Genomic DNA, 17002 nt, shown 5'->3' with positions numbered 1-17002 from the left:
GGGAAGCCGGGCGGGGGACGGTGGTGCTCGGCCCGCCGGGAAGTCGCGGGCGGAGAGGGCGATGACATGTGTAAGGCACGGGAATGGGCTCCGAGCGCTTCCGACCTGGACGATCTGGTGGGCCGGGTGCGGGCCGCCGGCGGGAACACGGCGGTGGTCGGGGCGCTCAGGGCCGCGCTCGCCGACAGCGGCGGGGTGCGGGTGGGCTCGTTGGCTCCTGCGGATCTGCGCGGACTGAAGCGACGGGTTGTCGTCCACGCCCTTTTCTACGGGGGGAGCGCACTGGACGCGCTCCTGGTGCGCCTCGATGACCGGACGGCGAGGTACGTGCGGCTCCACGCCGCGCGGCTGGCCGTGCATCTGGACCGCACAACCGACTGGGCCGTACAGCCGATCGCTCAGTTTCTGGCCTTCTGCGGTGTACCGCGCAGCAGTGCGCTGGCAGCGGGCCGTGCGGTGCTGGGCCTCACCGACCGCCCCGCTCTCACCTGACGGCCGTCGCCGCCGCCCCGCAACGCCGGTGCCGACCGCGTCGTTGCCCACTCGAAGAACCCGAAGGAGACCATCATGTCGCGTACCCGTTCGCCTCTCTGCCCGAATCTCTGCCCGAAGACCGTCGTCGCCACGCTCGCGCTGGCACTCGCCGCCCTGAGCGCGCAGACCGCGCACGCAACGACGCCGGCGCCGGTGCCCGCGTCCGCCGTGTCGTCCTCGTCGGATGCCGACGCGAAGCGGTACATCCGCTCGTACCACACGGAGGACGCCTGCCACGCCGGTGGCCGCGAGGGCGTACGGAAGAAGACGTGGACGAGCTACCAGTGCACCAAGTCGGCCGGGGACTTCGGCCCGTGGGACCTGTGGGCGAGTTGACCGCGCTGTCCGACCAACCGCCGGACCGGCAGCCGGACCGGCGGGCGCTGCGGGTGGCGGGTGGCGCCGCCGCCCTGCTCGCGGCGCTCCTGCTGGTGCGGCTGGCGGTCGTGCTGTCCGCCGAGGAGACGTGGCTCGCCGTTCACTACTCGTCGCCGCAGACCACGGCCGAGGTCACCCGCCTCGTCGTCGGCCTCCCGGTCTGCGCCATCGCGGTGCTCCTGCTCGCCGACCGGGCCGGGCAGCGGGCAGGCGGCCTGCTTCTGGCCGGGGGAGTGGTGTGGATCGTCCCCCCGGCGGTGTCGGACCTGGTCGCGTCCCTCGTCGGCGGCGGAGTCGTGTCCGTCGACGCGGCGATGATCCTGCTGGGGGGTGCCGCGATCACCGTGCAGCCGCTGACGGTGCTGCTCCTCCCCTTCTGTCTCCTCCCCGACACCTCCCCCGCGCCCGCCTTCGCGCGCCGGTGGCGCGGTGCCGCCGTACCCGCCGTCGTCACCTGCGTGGGGTACGGCGTCCTGTGGACCTTGGGTACGCCGGGAATGAACCCCTTCCCCAACCCTTGGTCCGAGACGGCCCCCGGCCTCTGGGCGGCCGGACTGCTCGCCCCGGCCGGAGATGTGCTGGACGCGGTGAGTGCCGCGGTGGCGGCCTGCATCACGGGAATGCTGGCCCACCGGACGTACGGGACGCCGCCGGGCGGCGCGCGGCAGCTGTGCCTCCTGCTCACAGCCGCCTACCCGGCCTATGCCGCCCTGCTGTTGGCGGACGTGTGGGGCGAGCGGTGGACCATGGCGGCCGGGGCGGCGGGGGGCGCCGTATGGGTCGCCGTGCTCTGTCTGGCGGTCACCCGGGAGAGCATGTGGCACCTGGGCCGGGACACCGGCCACCGGCTCTCGGTGGCCTTCGTGCTCACCGCGCTGGCCGCCGCGGCGGTCTGCTCGGTGGTGACGATGTGGGCGCTGTTCCCACACTCGGGCAGCACGGCCCCGCCCTTCGTCGCGGGCTGCTCGCTCGTCGCGGGCTGGGCCGCCAGACCCGTCGTACGGCGCGCCTCGCTCGCCGTGGAACGGGCCTTCTACGGTCCCAGGGCCCGGCCGCACGAGGCCATAAGGGCACTGGCGGTCCGGTTGCAGCAGGCCCCGCACCCGGCCGAAGTACCCGAGCAGATCTGCCGAAGTGCCGTGGAGGACCTGGGTCTCGCCGGCGCGACGGTCCAGGTCGACACCAGCGCCGGGCCGCGCCGGCTCGCCGCCGTGGGCCGGCCGGTGACCACACCCAAGGAGGTCTTCGTGCTGCACCACCACGGGCAGGTCGTCGGCCGGCTGGAAGTGGCGCGGGGTGAGACGAGCACCCCGCCGGAACGCGACAGCGACCTGCTGTCGCTCCTCGCCGACCAGGCCGGGCCCGCCCTGGCCGCCCTGCGACTGGCCGAAGAGGCGCAGGCTGCCCGGGAGAAGTTGGTGCTGGCCCGCGAGGAGGAACGGCGCCGCCTCCGCAGGGAGATCCACGACGGCCTCGGACCCCAACTGGCCGCCGTACAACTGCGGCTGGGCACCGCGCAGGCGTGCGTCGCCCCGGACTCCCCGGCGCCCGCACACCTGCGGGTGGCGGCCGAGGGACTCGGCGAGGCACTGGCCGAGGTACGGCGGATCACCGCCGGGCTGGCCCCGGCCGCGCTGGTCGAACGCGGTCTGCTCGACGCGACCGAGACGCTGGCGCGCCGTCTCAGCACGGAGAGCGTACGAGTGGTGGTGGTCCGGCCCGCCGCGCCGCTGACCGCACGGCCTATGGCTCCCGCGGTCGAGACCGCCGCCTACCGGATCGCCGCCGAAGCGGTGACCAACGCCGTACGGCACTCGGGCGCCCGGCTCGTACGGATCACCTTCACCTCCGACGCCGCCCGGCTCACCGTCACCGTCACCGACGACGGCACCGGCCTGCCCCGTGAGCCGGTGCCCGGCACGGGCCTGGCCTCGTTCGCCGAGCGGGCCGAGGAGATCGGGGGCACCACCACCGTCTCCACCGGCCCCCGAGGCACCACGGTCCAGGCCGTCCTGCCCGTAACCAGCGCCCTCACCACCCCTCTGCCCCCACTACCGGTCCGGACTGGTCATCATGAGTGAACCCTCATCCCCCTTGCGCGTCCTGCTGGTCGACGACCACCCGCTCTTCCGGGAGGGACTGGCCGCCGCCGTCGATCTCGACGACGGGTTCAGCGTGGTCGCTCAGGCATCCACGGGCGAGGAAGCGCTCACCGAGGCCGCCCGCACCACACCGGACCTGGTCGTGATGGATCTCGGTCTGCCCGGACTCTCCGGCATCGAGACCACCCGCCGACTGCTCACCGACCGCCCGGAGACGCGTGTTGTCGTCATGACCATGTCCGAGGAGGACAGCAACCTGCTCGCGGCGATGCGCGCCGGGGCCCGCGGCTATCTGCTCAAGGGCGCGGTGCGCGAGGAGATCCTGCACGCCCTGCACACCGTGGGGCGCGGCGGCGCGGTCTTCAGTCCGCTGATGGCGGGGCGGCTCGGCAGTCTGTTCGCCGCCATGGGCAGCGCCCCGGCGAGGGAGGCGTTCCCGACGCTCACCACGAGGGAGCGGGAGATCCTGGAGCTGCTGGCGGGCGGACTGAGCTACCGGCAGATCGCGCAGCGGCTGTTCGTCGTGGACAAGACCGTGCGCAACCACGTCGGTTCGATCTTCTCGAAGCTTCAGGTGCACGACCGGGCGGCGGCGATCGTACGGGCCCGCGACGCGGGGCTCGGGCCGGGCTGACACCCGGTACGGCTCCGCGTCGCGGGCTGCGTTCACTCGTCGGGACCGTGACCGGGGACCGGGGTCAGTCGGTCCACAGCACCCACTGGAGGGTGCCGTTGGCGCACTCGTACCCGGTCCAGTGGCCTCGGTTGATGCCCTCCTGCCCGGCCTCCAGGCAGCCGCCGCGCGTCCAGTACTTGCCCCTGAGGTGGGGGTACCGGCCCGACAGCGCCGACCGGTCCGCGGCGGACGCCCGCTCGGACACCGTCGCCCGCTCGGAGACGGAAGGCCGTTCGGCCGGTCGCGCCTGCTCGGCGGCGGAGGCCGGGAAGGCCCCGAGCCCGGTCATCGCGGTCACGGCGACGGCGAACCCGGCTGCGGTGAGACCCATGCGCTTCATGTGTGTTCCTTTCCTCAAGTCCTGCGAACCGCTTCGGACAAGAGGAGCTTCGACCGCCCGGTGACCCGGGCACATGAGCCGTCCGCCCCCTCCTCCCCAGGGGACCATCAGAGGGTTTTCCCGGGAGCCGCCGAACAAGCCCCAACGGAATTACCGCCCCAATCCATATGGAATGGAACAATTCCGCCGAGTGATCGGTTCAAGGGCGACAACGGTGCACCGCCTCGTCACGGAGGAGCCGGCCGACAACTCGCCGGGCCTTCGACGCGCTGCCGACGTCCGACGGCACCAGACGAGTGGTGGAAGATGACGAAAGAGATCGAGCCGGCCGGGCCGCGACACCCGAACACGGGGGAGCGGGTCGCCGAATGGGCCCGCGTCCGCCTCGGCCGGCGTGGCCCCGGCAGGAGCCTGCTGCGCAGGGTCTTCCCCGACCACTGGTCCTTCCTGCTCGCGGAGATCGCACTCTGCACCTTCGTCGTCCTGCTCCTCACCGGCGTGTACCTCTCGCTGTACTTCCACCCCTCGTCGGAGCAGACCGTCTACAACGGCAGCTACGTCCCGCTGCGCGGCCAGATGGTGTCGGAAGCGTTCAGCTCGACCCTGGACATCTCCTTCGACGTCCGCGGCGGCATGCTCATCCGGCAGGTGCACCACTGGTCGGCCCTGATCCTCGCCGGCAGCCTCCTGGCCAACCTGATGCGGGCCTTCTTCACGGGCGCCTTCCGCAAGCCCCGCGAGCTCAACTGGGCATGCGCCTTCCTGCTCCTGGTCCTGGCCATGTTCGCCGGTCTGACCGGATACGACCTGCCGGACGACGGACTGTCCGGAACCGGGCTCGCCATCGTCAACGGCACGATCCTCGCCACGCCGATCGTCGGCACCTATGTGTCGATGTTCCTCTTCGGCGGGGAGTTCCCGGGCGACGACCTGGTGGCACGCTTCAACACGATCCACATCCTGATCATCCCCGGCCTCATGGCGGCACTCTTTCTCGCGCTGGTGTTCCTGTTCTTCCGTCACCAGCGCCCGCAGTACCCCGGCCCCGGACGCACGAACGACAACATCGTCGGCCTCCCCTTCCCCGCGTACGCGGTGAAGTCGGCGGGACTCCTCGCCATGGTCGTCGGCGTGATCTTCGTCCTCGGGGCCATCGCCCAGATCAACCCCGTCTGGCTGTACGGGCCCTACCACCCGAACCAGGTCGGAGCCGGAGCGCAACCGGACTGGTACATGGGCGTGGCCGACGGCCTGCTCCGCGTCATGCCGGGCTGGGAGCTCAATTTCTGGGGCCACACCCTCGCCCTGGACAACTTCGTCCCGCTGCTGGTCGGCGTCGGCTTCTATCTGGCCCTCGGCCTCTACCCCGCCCTCGAAGCCTGGGTCACCGGCGACCACCGCGAACACCACGTCCTGGACCGGCCGCGCAACCGCCCGGTGCGCACCGCTCTCGGGGCCGCGTGGCTCAGTGTGTACGCGGTGGCTCTGGTCGGCTGGGCGAACGACCTGATCGCCACCCACTTCCATCTGTCCGTCAACGTGGTGACCTGGGCGGTCCGCGTCGGCCTGTTCGTCGCACCCGTCGTCGTGTACGTGGTGACGAAGCGGGCGGCGCTCGGCCTCCAGCGGCGGGACCGCGAGAAGGTTCTGCACGGCCGCGAGACGGGCACGCTCACACGCCTCATCCACGGCGAGTACGTCGAGAACCACGAACCCCTCAGCCGGGCGCAGCTGTACACCCTCACCCAGCACGAGCAGTACACGCCCCTGACCGCAGAGCATGAGGGCGGCGGCGCGGCGCCCACCCGCACGCAGTCGCTGCGATCCAGGCTGAGCCGCGGCTTCTACGGCGAAGCCACCCAGATCCCCAAGCCGACCGCGCGGGAGTACAGAGAGATCACCGACCGGAACCACCGGTGAGCCGTCTCAGGGGAGTCGCGCCGCGCGGGACCGCCTCACGGGTGCCGGTGGTCGTCCGGAGGGACCGCCACGGCAGGAGTGAAGCAGGTGTTGTCGGCCGGCGCCCCCTCGTGCTCCTTGCCGTCGTCGTCCCGGTACCGCCAGGTGAAGCGCCGGCCGCGGGCGGACGTGATGTCGGGGCTGTCCATGAGCTGGAAGTGCACGTGCGGTTCCGAGGAGTTCCCCGAGTTGCCGCATTCGGCCAGCGTCTGGCCTTCCGTCACCCGGTCGCCCACGGCTACCTTCGACGAGTGGCGCCGCAGGTGCGCGAAGACCGCGTACGCCCCGTCGTCCAGGTCGAGAACGATGTGGTTGCCCAGCAGGTGGCGGGGCGCGCCGAGTGAACGGATGAAGGTCTCGGCGAGTACGTAGAACAATCCGCCCAGCGAGGTCCGTGAGAGGTGGTCCCGCTGTGAGTCCGAGACGGCCACGACACGGGCTTCCGCGGGGGCGGACACCGGCTCGCCGAACGACGGGTAGGACTCGGGGCGCAGGGCCACCGGCCACAGCCACACGGGTTCCGGCGCCGGGCGCCGGGCGAGGTCGATCGCGTAGGTCTGCGCCAGGTTGTGGGTGTGGCTGGGCACCTTGGTCGCGGGCCCGTTGCGTGCCATCCAGCGGCCGGTCACCGGGATCGCGAGGGCCAGCGGCGGGGCCTCCTCACGGGGCGGCCGTTGTCCGAGCGTCATGGCCCGGCGCATCAATACGCCGATGACCAGCAGGGCGACCCCGGTGAACCACAACGGCCCCACGCCCTGAGCGTTGACGAGGACGCACACGGCGCCCGCGGCCACCACGAGACCGTGGCGTTTCCAGAGAGTCTGCAACGTCGGGCCTTTCACGAGATGAGCTGTGTGACAGGACCTCAGCATTCCAGATCCCGGCGCAACTATCATTAGTTCTTACGTACTTGCGCAATCACGTAGATCAGTTTTAGTGTCTCCGACGTCCGAGCCTCGACACGGTGGGAGCGCGCATGGGCGCCGAGGGCACGTTCCGCACGAGCACGCCGACGGTCGCGATCGACGCCGTCGGCCGGCACCTTCCGGACCGCACCCGGTCCGTCGCAGAGCTGCCCGAACTGGCGGGCCTGGCCGAGGCGGACCGTCTCACCTGCCTGCGGCTCGGCATCGACACCGTGGCGGTGGCCGACGGCCTCACCGCCGCCGACCTGGCCGAACGGGCCGCGAGCGACGCGCTGGAGTCGGCCGGTGTGCCGGCCGCCGCCCTCGGCGCGCTGATCCTGGTCGAGTCGCGCGCCCCGGAGACCCTGATCAGCTCGGAGGCGACCAGACTCCAGCACGCGCTGGGCGCCGAGACGGCGCTGACCTTCTCGGTCGGCGGCCTGGGCTGTGTCTCCTCCACCCCGGCGCTGCTGGCGGCGCGCGGCCTGCTGGCCGCCGACCCCGGTCTCGGCCCCGTGCTCGTCGTCCACGGCAGTAAGCCCGCCGGCGAGCACCGCTACCGGCACCCGGTGACCGTCAACGGTGACAGCGGCCTGGCGCTGCTGCTCGGGCGCCCCCACGCCGCGGCGCCGTTGCGGATCCTCGACCTCGCGCAGCACACCAACGGCCGGTACTGGAACCTCTTCGGCCTGGAGTACCGCGACCGGCCCACCGCGCAGTGGCGCGAGGAGTGCACGGACCTGCCCGGGTACTCCTTCCGGCTGGCCATGGAGAGCAGACAGCGCCTCGCCGAACTGGTGGCCGGCCTGCTGGCGCGCAACGGGCTCACCCCGTCCGACATCGCGGGTTACGTCAGCCAGAACCTCTCGGCCGGCGGCATGGCGTTCACCGAGGAGATCCTGGACATCGCCTTGCTGCCCTCCTGCCGGGAGAACCTCCGCGGCCTCGGGCACCTGGGCCCCAACGACACGTTCCTGAACCTCTCCACAGCCCTGGACCGCAAGGAGTTGGCCGAAGGGGACCTGGCCGTACTCATCAACGTGAGTCCCGTGGCGGCGTGGAGTGTCCTACTGGTCGAGATCGGTCCGCAGAGCGGACGGGGGAGCTTCGCATGACTCATCAACACGATCGGACGATCGAGGAGATCACCCGCTTCCTGACCGACGCGCTGCGCCGCCCCATCGGTCCCGACGACGACTACTTCGCACTCGGACTGGTCGACTCGCTGTTCGCGCTGGAACTGGTCACCTATGTCGAGGAACGGTTCTCGCTGACCGTCGAGGTGGAGGACCTCGACCTGGACAGCTTCCGCACCGCACACCGCCTCACCGCCTTCGTCCTCGGCAAGACCGGCGCCGACGAGCCCACCCGGATCCATGCCGGCGATCACTGAGTCCGAGGACATGACCGGGACACCGGCACTGGTCGCGGCCGCCGCCGAACTGGCCGCCACGGCACGGGTACCGGCGGGGGAGTGGGACACGGACGGCAACGTCCCACCGGAGGTGCTCCGGGGGCTCGCGCGGACGGGACTGCTCGCCGCCGACCTGCCCGCGCACTACGGCGGTGGCGATCTGACACCCGGTCAGCTCGGCGAGGTCGCCGCCCATCTGGGCGGGGTGTGCAGCGCCCTGCGCGGCCTGCTCACCGTGCAGTCGATGGTCGCCGCCGCGCTCCTGCGCTGGGGCACCCGCGAACAACGTGCCCACTGGCTGCCGCAGTTGGCCGACGGAACGCTGACCGCCGGCTTCGCGGCCACCGAGGACGGTGCGGGCAGCGCACTCGGCGAGGTGCGGACGGAGATCGAGGAGTCCGGGGACGGCGCCACGCTCACCGTGACGGGCCGCAAGAAGTGGATCACGTTCGGACAGTCCGCCGACGTCCTCCTCGTACTCGGCCGCTGTGCCGGCCGGCCCACCACCGTACTGGTGGAGACCGACCGTCCGGGTGTGCGCCGGGAGCCCGTCCGGGGACAGCTCGGCATGCGCGCCGCCGGGATCGCCCATGTCACCCTGGACGCCGTCCGGGTGCCCGCGGACCACCGGGTCGGCCCGCCGGGAGCCGGCCTGTCGCACATCGCGGCGACAGCTCTCGACCACGGCCGCTACACGGTCGCCTGGGGCTGCGTCGGTATGGCGGAGGCGTGTGTCGCCGACGCCGCCGCACACGCCGCCACCCGCTTCCAGGGCGACGTACCGCTCGGACGGCACCAGTCCGTCGGCGCGTTGCTGGCCCGAACCGCCGTACGGGCCGCCGGCGCGCGCGAGCTCGCCGCGGCCGCCGGCCGCGCGCGGGCCGGCGGACCGGGGCACGGCATCACCGAGACGATCATGGCGAAGTACGCCGCTGCCGCCGCCTGCGCCGAGGCCGGAAGCGACGCCGTGCAGATCCTCGGCGCCGCCGGGTGCGCGCCGGACAGCCGCGTCGGACGTCACTACCGGGACGCCAAGGTCATGGAGATCATCGAAGGAGCCCAGGAAGTGGCCGAATCCCACATAGCCGCACACCTCTTGCGCCGGTTCGGAGCGGTCGCGTGACGGCCCCGGGGGGCAGGCCGACCGTCAAGTGCCTGGTCTGGGACCTGGATGACACCCTGTGGGACGGCGTCGTACTGGAGGGGGACGATCCGCGGCCCTTCCCGCACGTCCCGCCGGCGCTGCGCACTCTGGACGCCCGCGGCATCCTGCACGCCGCAGTCAGCCGGAGTGACCACGCCGCGGCCACCGCCCATCTCGACGCCTGCGGTCTCGCCGACTGGTTCTGCGCGGTACGGATCGGCTGGGGCGACAAGGCCGCCGAGGTCCGCCGTATCGCCGAGACGCTCAACATCGGCCTGGACACCATCGCGTTCATCGACAACGACCCCGCCGAACGCGCCCAGGTCAACGCCGAGCTGCCCATGGTCCGCTGCTACTCCGCCGACCTCGCGGGACAGCTCTCCGCACGCCCCGAGTTCAGCCCCGCACATGTGACGGCGGAGGCCGCGGGCCGCCGTCAGCTCTACCGTACGGAGTGGCGCCGCCGGCAGGCCGAGGAGGAGTCCGGCGACGACCGGCGGGAGTTCCTCGCCTCGCTCGGCCTCGTCATGGAGATATCCCCGGCCACCGAGAACGATCTCGCGCGCGCCAGCGAGCTCACCGTACGCACGAACCAGCTCAACAGCACCGGCCTGATCTACAGCGAGGACGAACTGCGCCGGCTCAGCGCTTCGCCCGACCACCAGATCCGGATGGCCAGGCTCCAGGACCGTTTCGGCGACTACGGCATCGTCGGCCTCTCCGTCACGGAACTCACCCCGGCGGAGTCGGTGCTGCGCCTGATGCTGATGTCCTGCCGGGTCGCCTCACGCGGCGCGAGCGGAGTGATGCTGGCGCACCTCATCCAGCAGGCCCGTAGTGAGGGCCGCCGGCCGGTGACGCACTTCGTACCGACCGCCGTGAACCGCAACATGCTGGTCACCCTGCGCTTCGCCGGATACGCGCCGGTCGGCGCGGAGCACCGGGGCGCGGGACCCACGGTCCTCGAAGTGCCCTCCGACCACCCGACCCCGGAGCCCGGCGGCCATGTCCGTCTGCTCGTCCGGAACGCGTGAGGAGGCCGAAGTGACGGACACTCAGCCGAAACCGCTGCTGGACGCGTTCCTCGCCCAGGCATCCCGGGTCCCCCAGGCCACCGCGCTCGTCATCGGCGACACGTCGTTCTCCTACCGGGAGCTCGCCGACGCCTCCGCGGGCCTCGCCGGGCTGCTGCGGAAAGCCGGCGCCCGTACCGGCAGCACCGTGTGCGTCCGTCTCGAACAGAGCGCCGTCGCCGTCGTCGCCGTGCTCGCCGCCCTACGGGTGGGAGCCGCCTGGGCCGCGCTGGAGCCGGACCTGCCGGTGGCCCGGCTGCGCGCCCTCCTGAACGACACCGACTGCGCCGTGGTCATCGGCACCCGGGACGACCAGGACCTGGCCCGCCTCCCCGACACGCCACCACTCCTGGCCGCCGAGGACCTCGACCTCTCCGCCCTGGTCGAGGCCGGGGCCGGTGCCGACGAGGGCCCGACCCCCGCGGTCGCCGAGACCGCTCCCGCCTATCTCATCTACACCTCGGGCTCCAGCGGCCCGCCCAAGGGCGTCCTGGTGAGCCGCGGCCAGCTCGCCGACTCCGTCCGCCCGCGCGGCGCCGTCTACGGCACCGACCCGTCGGTCTTCCTCATGGCGATGCGCCTGTCCTTCGACGGCATGCTCGCCGGCATGTTCTGGTCGTTCTCCCACGGCCACACCGTGCTGCTGCCCACCGCGCGCGAACTGCGCCTGGCCCCCGAATTCGTCCAGCTGGCCCGTCGGCACCGAGCGACCCACCTCGTTGTCGTGCCTTCCTACTACCGGCTGCTGCTGGCGGAGCCCGGCCGGCTTCCCGACACCCTCCGGGTGGTGGTCGTCGCCGGCGAGGTCTGCACGCCCGAGCTGGTCGCGAGCCATCGCGCGCAACTGCCCGGCGCCCGGCTGGCCAACGAGTACGGGCCCACCGAGACCGTCGTCTCCTGCACGGTCGAGGACCGTCCCGACCCGGCGTCGGAGCGCGTTCCCATCGGACGCCCGTGGCCCGGCGCCACCGCCCACGTACTGGACGACAAGCTGCGCGAGGTCGACGACGGGGAGACGGGCGAGCTGTACATCGGCGGCGCCTTCGTCGCCCTCGGCTACGCCCGCGCACCCGGGGCCACGGCCGAACGCTTCATCGCCTCCCCGTTCGGCCCGGCCGGAACCCGTCTCTACCGCACCGGCGACCTCGCCCGCCGCGACGAGAGCGGCGCGCTGCACTACCACGGCCGGACGGACCAGCAGGTCAAGATCCGCGGCGCCCGCGTCGAACTCGGGGACATCGAGGCCGCGATCGAGGCGCACCCGGCGGTCGACCAGGCCGTCGTGGTGTGCACGGGATCCGTCGCCGACGCGCCGACGCTGACCGCCTACCTCACCCCCGCGCCGGGGCGCACGCCCCCGGATCCGCGGGAGTTGCGCCGCCACTGCCGGCTCCACCTGGTCGAACAGGCACTGCCGACCAGCTTCGTGCCGACGGACCGGATGCCGCTCACCTCCACCGGCAAGGTGGACCGGACGGCGCTGGCCGCCCTCGCTTCCGTGGCCGGGGATCCCCCGCCCCGGCCACGGGACGACGACGGCTGGACCCACCTCCAGAGCGTCCTGCGGACCGTCTGGGCCGACGTACTGGGGCACCCGGACGCGGGCACGGACGACAACTTCTTCGGCCTCGGCGGCAATTCGCTCAAGGTGCTTGAGCTGTACAGCGCACTCGAGGAGCGGTGGCCAGGAACGGTGCGCGCCGGAGAACTGTTCGACCTCACCACCATCGCGGCCCAGGCCCGCGCCATCGGGGAGCGCGTCGGGGGCGCTGCCGGCGACACCGCGGAACAGGCCCCGCCGACAGCCCGCCGTTCCGTCCCGGTCGCCTACGAGCTGTGAAGAAGGAGTGTTCCGCGTGAACGCGCAGACAACCGGTGCCGCCACGGCCGACATCGCGGTCATCGGCATCGCGACACGGCTGCCCGAGGCCGCCGACCTGGCCACGCTGCGCGCCAACCTGCGCGCCGGCCGGGACTCCGTGCGGCCCGTTCCCCCCGAACGCGTCGCCCCCACCGGCCTCGACGCGTCGCTCGACTACCCGGACATGGGCTACCTCGACCGGATCGACCTCTTCGACCACGAACTGTTCGGCCTCTCCCGTTACGAGGCGGAGGTGACCGACCCCCAGCACCGGCTGGCACTGCACCTCACCCAGGAGGCCCTGGAGAACGCCGGATACACCCCCGCCGCACTGCGCGACAGCCGGACGGCGGTGGTCTTCAGCTCACCCGGCAACGGATATCTGCCGTTCGTGAGCGAGCCGGGCACCCTCAGTCTCATGGGCAACATGCCCTTCGCCCTGCCGGCCCGTATCTCCCACCTCTTCGCCCTGACCGGACCGTGCTACGGCGTGGACACCGGGTGCAACGGATCGCTGGTGGCCGTCCACCAGGGCTGTCGCGAACTCAGGGACGGCGAGGCGGACTACGCCGTGGTGGGCGGCGTGAGCCTGCGTCACTTCATCGCCCCGGCGGCGGCGGCCGACGACTTCCCCGGCATCGCCTCGCCGACCGCCCGTTCCCGGGCCTTCGACGAGGCGGCGGACGGCGCGGGCGCGGGGGAGGGCGGCGCGGTGCTGCTGCTCACCACCCTCGAACGGGCCCTGGACGAAGGCGCGTTCGTCCACGCGGTGATCCGGGGCACCGCCACCGCGCACAACGGCCGTCACTCCGCCACCATCGCCACGCCCAGCGCCCGCGCGCAGGCCGACGTCATCGCACGGGCCTGGGACCGGGCCGGACTCGACATCGGTACGGCCGGATACCTGGAGGCGCACGGCTCCGGCACCCGGCTGGGCGACGCCGTCGAGGTGGAGGGGCTGGCGCTCGCCCGGCAGGGGAGGCGCGAGCCGCTCGCGATCGGCTCCCTGAAGACCAACCTCGGCCACCTCGACCACGCGGCCGGCATCGCCGGGCTGGTCAAGGCGATCCTCAGCGTGCGGCACGGAGAGCTGTACCCGTCCCTGCACTTCCGGCAGGCCGCGGCGGAGGTCGACCTCACCGGGGCCGAGCTGGAGGTGGTGACCTCGCTGCGGCCGTGGCGGACCGAGGGCGTACGGCGGGCGGGCGTCAGCTCCTTCAGCCTGGGCGGCGTCAACGCCCACTGCGTGGTCGAGGAACCGCCCCCGCTCCCCGATGTCCCGTCGGACGGGGCGCCGCGGATGGTCGGTGTGTCGGGCCGTACCGAGGCCGATCTGTACGCGCTGTGCGAGCGGCTCTCGGTGGAACTGCGCACCAGCCCGCTGCCGTTCGAGGACATCGCCTGGACCCTGAACACGGGCCGGGAGCACCACCCCTTCCGCCTGGGCGTGGTGGCCGACCGGACACGGCACCTCGCCACCGAGCTTGCCGCCGCGGTCACCTGGGGCCGGCTCGCCCCGGTGTCCACGCCGCCCGCCCGGCCCCGCGTCGTCCTCCTGCTCTCCGGCGACGCGCGGCCGCCCGCCGCGACCGGTGCGCCCGCCCCGCTACCCGAGACCCTGCGGCTCCCGGCCGCCCACGCCGACGCCGTACGCGGGCAACTGGCCGCACACGCCGCCTTCGTCGGGGCCGGGATCGCACCGGACGGGCTGATCAGCTCCGGAGTCTCCCGCTACGCGGTCCGCCATCTGGGCGGCACGCTCACCGACGAGGACATCAGGGACCTCGCGAGCGGCGACGTCACCGTCTCGCCCGTGGACCCGGACCGGCTGCGGGCCGCCGCCGACGAACAACTGGCCCTCGGACCGGTCGTGTTCGTCGAACTGGGCAGCCGCGGGGAGCTGAGCGACCTCCTCGCGGACCACCTGGCCGACCGTGCCGACGCCCATGTGCTCACCGCGGGACCCGCGACGGACGGTGTGCTCGGTGTGCTGGCGCGGCTCTACGAACTGGGGCACGACCCCGACTGGGCAGCGCAGACCCCGGCGGGGCGCCGTGTGCCACTGCCGGGCCCGCCGTTCCGGGGCGTTCCCTGCTGGGCGCGACGGACCGGCGAGCTGTTCACGGCCTCCGCCGCCGCGCCGCCGGACACCGCGGTGATCCCTGAGGCCCCGGCGGTACGGAAACCCGCCCCGCCCGTTCTCGAGCCGTCCGCCACTGCCACCGCGCCGGGCGTCCCGGCGGAGGCTCCGGGCGCGACGCCCGCCACTGCCACCGCACCCGAGCCGCCCGCCCCGACCGCACCCGAGCCGCCCGTCGTGCTCCAGCCGTCCGCCACCGCCGCCACACCCGAGCCGCCCGCCGCCCCGGACTCCGAGGCCGAGGTGCTGCCCTGGCTGCGCGAGACCCTGGCCGAACTGCTCTACGCGGACGCCGTCGCCCCCGACGACGACTACTTCGCCATAGGCGGCAATTCCATCATCGCCCTGCTCCTCCTCAAGCGCGTCGAGCAGCGCTACGGCGTCAGCCTGCGCATGATCGACGTCTACGACCACCCGGCCGTCGGCGATCTGGCCTCCGCCGTGCAGGCCGATCTGACGCCGCCCTCCGGCCCCGCCCCGTCACCCGGATCCCAACGGGCCATACCCGGCGAGGACACCACCGCCCTCCCGCCGATCCGGCGGACCGACAACCTGGTGCTGTCCTACGGGCAGGAACGCATGTGGTTCCACCACCAGCTCGATCCGGGCACCACCCTCTACAACCTCCCGGGCGCGTCCCGGCACAGCGGCCCGATCGACCCGGAAGCCATGCGGCTGGCCTGGGAGGACCTGGCCCGGCGCCACGAAGTCCTGCGGTCCAACTTCGTCTCCGTCGACGGCCGCGCACGGCTCGCCGTCCGGCCCGAGCTCGGCGACTTCTTCCGCTACGAAGACCTGACGGGCAGGCACGACGCGGAGCGCACCGCCCGCGAGATCATCCGTGTCGAGTCCGAGCGGTCCCTCGACGTGGAACGGGACTCGCTGGTCCGCGTCACCCTGATCCGCCTCGCACCCGACGACCACCTCTTCTGCTGGCTGACCCATCACGCGGTGAACGACGGATGGGCGCCGCAGATCCTGATGCGCGAGCTGATGGAGTTCTACCAGGCACGCTGCGAAGGACGGGAGCACCTTCCCGAACCGCTGCCCGTGCAGTACCGCGACTACGCGCACTGGCAGCGCGAGCTGATGGAGCACGGCCTGCTCGAAGGCCAGCTGCGCTACTGGAAGGAACGGCTCACCGACCCCCCGGTCCTTCAACTCCCCACCGACCGCCCGCGCGCCGCGCGAATGGACTTCGCGGGAGCCGCCCACGGCCTGACCATCCCGCCCGAGCTGGTCGACCGGCTCCGCAAGGTCGGTGTGGAGGAATCCGCCACGCTCTTCACGATGCTGCTCACCGGGCTCACGATGACCCTGTCCCGGTGGGCGGACCAGCAGGACATCGTGGTCGGGACCCCCACGATCGGCCGTACCCGTCCCGAACTGTGGGGCCTGCTCGGCTTCTTCAACAACACCATCGCACTGCGCTCGGACCTCTCCGGGGACCCGGACTTCCGCACGCTGCTGCGCCAGGTGCGCACCGGCGTGATCGACGGCCTGGAGAACCAGGAGATCCCCTTCGACGCCGTGGTGCGCGAAGTGGCCCCCGAGCGTGGCCCGGCCCGTAACCCGATCTTCGACGTCATGTACGTCCACCAGACGCTGCCGCCGCACTTCGTCTTCGGCGAAAGCCTGTTCGGCCCGGCCGTTGACGAGGAGGGCGGTCCGCTGTTCCCCGGTCTTCCGCCGGGGACGTCCAAGTTCGACATCTCGGTGGTCGTCGGGGAGCGCGCCGGAGCCGACGACCTGGACGTGGTGGTGGAGTACAGCACCCACCTCTTCGACCGGGGCACGATCGCGGCGATCACCGGCTCCTGGGTCGACCTGCTGTGGGCGGCGACCGGGGACGCCGATCTCCCGCTCTCCGCGCTGCCGGGCCGGCCCGCCGACCACCACCGGGTTGACGCCGCGGCCGGCCTGCGCCCGTTCGAGCTGCCCACCGACCGGCCGCGCCCCCAGGGCGGCGGCAGCGGTACGACGGCCCGTCACGAGGTCCGGCTCCCCGACGGACTCGCCCCGGCCCTCGACGAGGCGGGCCTGCTGGCCGTACTCGTCACCCTGCTCACCGAGCGCGCCGAGTCCGACGAACTGGTTCTCGGCCTCGTCCGGCCCCACACGGCGCCGCTGCCCCTGCGGATCGACGTGACCGACGAGCCCTCGCTCACCGAACTCACCGCGCGGATCGCCCGGTTGTACGCGGAAGCGGAGGTGCGGGCGCAGGCCGGGCCGCTGCCGGGGGAACCGCTGCCCTTCGACATCACCGCGGACCTTCGAGGTACCGCGGGCGCGGCCGACGGCCCCGCTCCCGACCTGCACTGGAGCGTCGCCGACCACTGGATCGCCGTCGACTACCGCACCGAATTGTTCGACGAGGCGACGGTGCTGGCCCTGGCCGACGACTTCGTCACCCTGGCGCGCGCCGCGGCCGCGTCCGCCGAATGACAGCGCGAGCGTGCACCGAACGGGAAGGAAC

General features: G+C 72.6%; 13 protein-coding genes. 11 read left to right on the top strand and 2 right to left on the bottom strand.

Annotated elements, in window-relative coordinates; genetic code table 11:
• Window positions 1-66 precede the first annotated feature (66 nt).
• The 4 genes from ACFWHU_RS15195 (at window position 67) to ACFWHU_RS15180 (ending at window position 3648) form a co-directional block, all read left to right on the top strand.
• A complete protein-coding gene (locus ACFWHU_RS15195) occupies window positions 67-492 on the top strand; it encodes a hypothetical protein (protein ID WP_385799970.1) in 426 nt (141 codons plus the stop codon).
• Window positions 493-567: 75 nt separating this feature from the next.
• Window positions 568-870, top strand: a complete 303-nt coding sequence (locus ACFWHU_RS15190; protein ID WP_385799968.1) for a hypothetical protein — start codon at window positions 568-570, stop codon at window positions 868-870.
• Window positions 849-2993 carry a sensor histidine kinase gene (locus tag ACFWHU_RS15185; RefSeq protein ID WP_387225181.1) on the top strand — a complete coding sequence of 715 codons (2145 nt, stop codon included), beginning with the start codon at window positions 849-851 and terminating at the stop codon, window positions 2991-2993. Before ACFWHU_RS15190 ends, ACFWHU_RS15185 begins: the two co-directional genes overlap by 22 nt.
• Window positions 2986-3648: a response regulator gene (locus ACFWHU_RS15180; protein WP_387225180.1), complete on the top strand. Its 663-nt coding sequence runs from the start codon at window positions 2986-2988 to the stop codon at window positions 3646-3648. The genes ACFWHU_RS15185 and ACFWHU_RS15180 overlap by 8 nt, the downstream gene beginning before the upstream one ends.
• A 64-nt stretch (window positions 3649-3712) precedes the next feature.
• Here ACFWHU_RS15180 and ACFWHU_RS15175 read toward each other — a convergent pair whose 3' ends face one another.
• Complete coding sequence (locus ACFWHU_RS15175) at window positions 3713-4030, bottom strand: hypothetical protein (protein WP_385799963.1); 318 nt, start codon at window positions 4028-4030, stop codon at window positions 3713-3715.
• 306 nt (window positions 4031-4336) lie between these two features.
• Between ACFWHU_RS15175 and ACFWHU_RS15170 the strand changes: the two genes are divergently transcribed.
• Entirely contained in the window at window positions 4337-5950 is a 1614-nt protein-coding gene (locus tag ACFWHU_RS15170) for a cytochrome bc complex cytochrome b subunit (RefSeq protein WP_387225179.1), read from the top strand.
• A gap of 35 nt (window positions 5951-5985) precedes the next feature.
• Here ACFWHU_RS15170 and ACFWHU_RS15165 read toward each other — a convergent pair whose 3' ends face one another.
• Entirely contained in the window at window positions 5986-6816 is an 831-nt protein-coding gene (locus tag ACFWHU_RS15165; protein WP_387225178.1) for a M23 family metallopeptidase, read from the bottom strand.
• Between the two features lie 149 nt (window positions 6817-6965).
• On the opposite strand from ACFWHU_RS15165, the gene ACFWHU_RS15160 reads away from it, so the two are divergent.
• The 6 genes from ACFWHU_RS15160 to ACFWHU_RS15135 are packed head-to-tail and all read left to right on the top strand — an operon-like array spanning window position 6966 to window position 16971.
• Entirely contained in the window at window positions 6966-8009 is a 1044-nt protein-coding gene (locus ACFWHU_RS15160; protein WP_387225396.1) for a 3-oxoacyl-ACP synthase, read from the top strand.
• Entirely contained in the window at window positions 8006-8287 is a 282-nt protein-coding gene (locus ACFWHU_RS15155; RefSeq protein WP_385799958.1) for an acyl carrier protein, read from the top strand. The genes ACFWHU_RS15160 and ACFWHU_RS15155 overlap by 4 nt, the downstream gene beginning before the upstream one ends.
• A gap of 10 nt (window positions 8288-8297) precedes the next feature.
• A complete protein-coding gene (locus ACFWHU_RS15150) occupies window positions 8298-9431 on the top strand; it encodes an acyl-CoA dehydrogenase family protein (protein ID WP_387225177.1) in 1134 nt (377 codons plus the stop codon).
• On the top strand, window positions 9428-10486 hold the full coding sequence (locus ACFWHU_RS15145; RefSeq protein ID WP_385799955.1) for an HAD-IIIC family phosphatase: 1059 nt from the start codon (window positions 9428-9430) through the stop codon (window positions 10484-10486). The genes ACFWHU_RS15150 and ACFWHU_RS15145 overlap by 4 nt, the downstream gene beginning before the upstream one ends.
• 10 nt (window positions 10487-10496) lie before the next feature.
• On the top strand, window positions 10497-12365 hold the full coding sequence (locus ACFWHU_RS15140) for an amino acid adenylation domain-containing protein (protein ID WP_387225176.1): 1869 nt from the start codon (window positions 10497-10499) through the stop codon (window positions 12363-12365).
• 16 nt (window positions 12366-12381) lie between these two features.
• Window positions 12382-16971: a condensation domain-containing protein gene (locus ACFWHU_RS15135; protein WP_387225175.1), complete on the top strand. Its 4590-nt coding sequence runs from the start codon at window positions 12382-12384 to the stop codon at window positions 16969-16971.
• Window positions 16972-17002: the final 31 nt, after the last annotated feature.

It is taken from the genome of Streptomyces sp. NPDC060366 (assembly GCF_042725135.1).
Taxonomy (GTDB): Bacteria; Actinomycetota; Actinomycetes; order Streptomycetales; family Streptomycetaceae; genus Streptomyces.
This window is presented reverse-complemented; position numbering and strand designations above follow the sequence as displayed.

Bases quoted from the DNA above. Each gene is read 5' to 3' on its own strand.
- ACFWHU_RS15195 (WP_385799970.1), top strand. From the start codon at position 67: ATGTGTAAGGCACGGGAATGGGCTCCGAGCGCTTCCGACCTGGACGAT.
- ACFWHU_RS15190 (WP_385799968.1), top strand. From the start codon at position 568: ATGTCGCGTACCCGTTCGCCTCTCTGCCCGAATCTCTGCCCGAAGACC.
- ACFWHU_RS15180 (WP_387225180.1), top strand. From the start codon at position 2,986: ATGAGTGAACCCTCATCCCCCTTGCGCGTCCTGCTGGTCGACGACCAC.
- ACFWHU_RS15175 (WP_385799963.1), bottom strand. From the start codon at position 4,030: ATGAAGCGCATGGGTCTCACCGCAGCCGGGTTCGCCGTCGCCGTGACC.
- ACFWHU_RS15170 (WP_387225179.1), top strand. From the start codon at position 4,337: ATGACGAAAGAGATCGAGCCGGCCGGGCCGCGACACCCGAACACGGGG.
- ACFWHU_RS15160 (WP_387225396.1), top strand. From the start codon at position 6,966: ATGGGCGCCGAGGGCACGTTCCGCACGAGCACGCCGACGGTCGCGATC.
- ACFWHU_RS15155 (WP_385799958.1), top strand. From the start codon at position 8,006: ATGACTCATCAACACGATCGGACGATCGAGGAGATCACCCGCTTCCTG.
- ACFWHU_RS15150 (WP_387225177.1), top strand. From the start codon at position 8,298: ATGACCGGGACACCGGCACTGGTCGCGGCCGCCGCCGAACTGGCCGCC.